This window comes from Lentzea aerocolonigenes, from assembly GCF_000955955.1.
Lineage (GTDB): Bacteria > Actinomycetota > Actinomycetes > Mycobacteriales > Pseudonocardiaceae > Lentzea > Lentzea aerocolonigenes_A.
The window spans coordinates 1-3,916 of record NZ_JYJG01000603.1 but is presented as its reverse complement, the minus strand read 5'-3'; the positions used below and the strand labels follow the sequence as shown (position 1 = coordinate 3,916).

Sequence of the window (3,916 nt, the reverse complement as noted above, 5' to 3'; positions counted from 1 at the left end):
CACCGTGACGGCCATGGGGGACAGGACCTTCGTGGAGGTCGGCCCGGACGGCGTGCTGGCCGCGATGGTCGGCGACGCGATCCCGACCGCGCGCAAGGACCGCGGCGAGGAGCTGGCGTTCGTCACGGCGCTCGCCCGCCTGCACGTCGCGGGTGTGCCCGTCGACTGGGCTCGGTTGTTCGAGGGATCCGGCGCTGCTCGTGTTGATCTGCCGACGTATGCGTTCCAGCGGCAGCGGTTCTGGCCGCGTCCGGCAGCGTCGTCGGGTGACGTGCGCGGCGCCGGTCTCGGTGCTGTCGGGCACCCGTTGCTCGGCGCGGCCGTCGAGCTGGCCGGGTCGGCGGGCCATCTGTTCACGTCGCGGTTGTCGCTGGCCACGCACCCGTGGCTCGCGGATCACGTGGTGATGGGGCGGGTTCTGTTCGCCGGCACCGCGTTCCTGGAGCTCGCCGTCCGGGCCGCGGACGAGGTGGGCTGCTCGCGCGTCGAGGAGCTGACGCTCGCCGCTCCGCTGGTGCTGACGCCGCAAGCGGCCGTGCAGGTGCAGGTTTCCGTTGGGGCCGCTGACTCCGCCGGTCGTCGTTCCGTCGCGATCTTCTCGCGTCCCGAGGGATCTGTTGACACGCCTTGGCTTCAGCACGCTTCAGGTGTGCTCGGTGCAGGCTCTTCCGCCGTGTCGTTCGATGCTTCGGTGTGGCCGCCGGCTGGTGCTTCCGCCGTTGACATTTCCGGCTCCTACGAGCGCTTCACCGACATGGGCTTCGACTACGGGCCCGTTTTCCAAGGTCTGCAGGCGGTCTGGCGTGGCGGTGACGGCGTTGTGTACGCCGAGGTCTCGCTGCCCGAGGGCGTCGACGGCGGGTCGTTCGGGCTGCACCCGGCGTTACTGGACGCCGGTATGCACGCCGCCGGTTTCGGTGATCTCGGTTCGATCAGCCGGGGTGGCCTGCCGTTCTCGTGGCAGGGCGTGTCCTTGCACGCTTCGGGCGCTTCGTCGGTGCGGGTGCGGTTGGCGCGCGGCGAGGACGGTTCGATGGAGATCGCCGTCGCCGACGCGACCGGTGCTCCTGTCACGTCCGTCGAGGCTCTGCAGACCCGTCCGGTTCCGGTCGACGAGCTGGGATCCGGGGTGGAGCGGGACTCGTTGTTCCGCATCGAATGGGCACCGGTCGAGCTGCCGGTCGGGTTCGCCGAGCAGACCGTCGCGGTGCTCGGTCCGGACGTGCTGTCGCTCGCCGCCGGTCCGGTCGTCTCCGAGCTGACGGACGCTGACCTGACGCTGGTTCCCGTTGTCGGCACTGACGTGCGCGAGACGTGCGCGCGGGTGCTGTCGATCATTCACGAGGCGCTGCCGGGCACTGGACGGGTCGCGTTCGTGACCCGTGGTGCTGTGGATGGCGACGACCTGGCCGCTGCCGCCGCGCGTGGTCTGGTGCGGTCGGCGCAGTCCGAGCATCCCGGCCGCTTTGTGCTGGTGGACCTGGATTTCGCCGAGGCGTCGGTTGGCGCGGTGCTGCACGCGTTGACGACTGACGAGCCGGTGCTGGCGATCCGTGACGGCGTGGTGCTGGCGGCTCGGCTGGCTCGAGCGGCGCTGCCTGCTGAGCGGGTGGCCTGGTCCGGTCGCGTGCTGATCACCGGCGGTACCGGCGGCCTGGGCCAGCTGGTCGCTCGGCACCTCGTTGCCGAGCACGGTGTTCGCGAGCTGCTGCTGGTCTCGCGCACCGGTTCCGCTGACGTGTCGGCCTTGGAATCACTGGGTGCGGACGTGATCGTCGAGGCGTGCGACGTCTCCGATCGCTCGGCGCTGGAATCGTTGCTGTCGAGGCATTCCGTCGGTGGTGTCGTGCACACCGCCGCGGTGCTGGACGACGGCGTGGTCGAGTCGCTCGATCCGTCGCGTTTGGACGTTGTGTTCCGCCCCAAGGTCGACGCGGCGCTGCACCTGCACTCGTTGCTGCCTGACGTTCCTTTCGTGCTGTTCTCGTCCGCTGCGGGCACGTTCGGTGGTGCAGGGCAAGCGAACTACGCCGCTGCCAACGCTTTCCTGGACGCGCTGGCCCGTGTGCGCCGCGCTTCGGGCCAGCATGCCGTCGCGCTGGCGTGGGGTGCGTGGGAGCAGACGTCGGGTATGACGGCTTCGATGTCGGAAGCCGACATGCAGCGCATCGCTCGTTCCGGCATGCCGCCTTTGACGGTCGCCGAGGGGCTCGCGTTGTTCGACGCCGGAGCCGCCGGTTCTGATGCTTTCCTGTTGCCGCTGCGACTGGATCTTCCGGCTCTGCGTGCTCAGGGCGCGCCGCCGCCGTTGCTGCGCGGCTTGATCAAGACCCCGAAGCGTCGCGCTGCTGCCCAGTCCGTTGCGGCGGAAGGACTGGTCGCTGAGCTGTCGCGCCTCGGCTCGGACGCGCGCTTGGACGCGTTGCTGGACCTTGTTGCTGTTGAAGTGGCCGCTGTGCTCGGTCACGGTAGCGCGTCCGAAGTGGACCGCACGCGCACGTTCCAGGGCCTCGGGTTCGACTCGCTGACCGCTGTCGAGCTGCGCAACCGCCTGACCGCGTCCACGGGTATCCGCCTGCCCGCGACGCTGATCTTCGACTACCCGACCGCGGGAGCACTGGCTTCGTTCCTGCTGGACGAGTTGTTCGGCGCGGACGTCCACGTGCCCGAGGTCGCTGTCGCGGTCTCGGACGATCCGATCGTGATCGTCGGCATGGCCTGCCAGTACCCCGGCGGTGTCTCGTCGCCGGAAGACCTGTGGCGCCTGGTGTTCGAGGAACGCGACGGTGTCACCGGCTTCCCGGCGAACCGCGGCTGGGACCTCGAGGGTCTGTTCGACCCGGACCCGGACGCCTCCGGCAAGACCCACGTGACGCAGGGCGGCTTCCTGCACGACGCCCCGTCGTTCGACCCGGACTTCTTCGGCATGTCGCCGCGTGAAGCCCTCGCGACGGACGTCCAGCACCGCCTGCTGCTGCAGACGGCTTGGGAGGCCTTCGAACGCGCCGGCATCGACCCGGCTTCGGTGCGCGGCTCTAAGACCGGTGTCTTCGCGGGCGTGATGTCCAACGACTACTCGACTCTGGTGTCCGACGACATCTTCGAGGGCTACCAGGGCACCGGAACCGCCCAGAGCGTGCTGTCCGGGCGCGTCGCCTACACCTTCGGTCTCGAAGGTCCGGCGGTCACCGTCGACACGGCTTGTTCGTCCTCTTTGGTCGCTCTGCATCTGGCGTCTTCCTCGCTGCGCAACGGCGAATGCTCCCTGGCGCTTGCCGGTGGCGTGACCGTCATGTCGACGCCTGGCTCCTTCGTGGCCTTCTCGAAGCAGCGCGGTCTCGCGATGGACGGGCGCTGCAAGTCCTTCGCCGACGCCGCTGACGGCACGGGCTGGGGTGAGGGCGTCGGTCTGCTGGTCCTTGAACGTCAGTCCGACGCCCTGCGCAACGGCCACACGATCCTGGCCGTCGTGCGCGGTTCGGCGATCAACCAGGACGGTGCGTCGAACGGCCTGACCGCTCCGAACGGGCCTTCGCAGCAGCGCGTGATCCGCTCGGCTCTCGCCTCGGCGGGCCTGTCCGTGTCCGATGTGGACGTTGTCGAAGCGCACGGCACCGGCACCACGCTGGGCGACCCGATCGAGGCCCAGGCTCTCCTGGCGGTGTACGGCCAGGACCGTCCGTCGCCCCTGCTGCTCGGCTCGATCAAGTCCAACATCGGCCACACGCAGGCCGCCGCCGGTGTCGCCGGCATCATCAAGATGGTCCACGCCATGCGGCACGGCGTGGTGCCCGCGACCCTGCACGTCGACCAGCCCTCGACCCACATCGACTGGACCGCGGGCGACGTCTCCCTGGTGACCACCGCGACCGCCTGGCCCGCCGTCTCCCGCCCGCGCCGCGCCGGCGTCTCGTCG

At 69.8% G+C, this 3,916-nt stretch carries 1 protein-coding gene; it reads left to right on the top strand.

Features of this window, described 5'->3' with window-relative positions:
• Nucleotides 1-4 precede the first annotated feature (4 nt).
• The coding region (locus tag UK23_RS47800; RefSeq protein ID WP_419503942.1) for a type I polyketide synthase at nt 5-3,916 on the top strand (3,912 nt) is incomplete at its 3' end.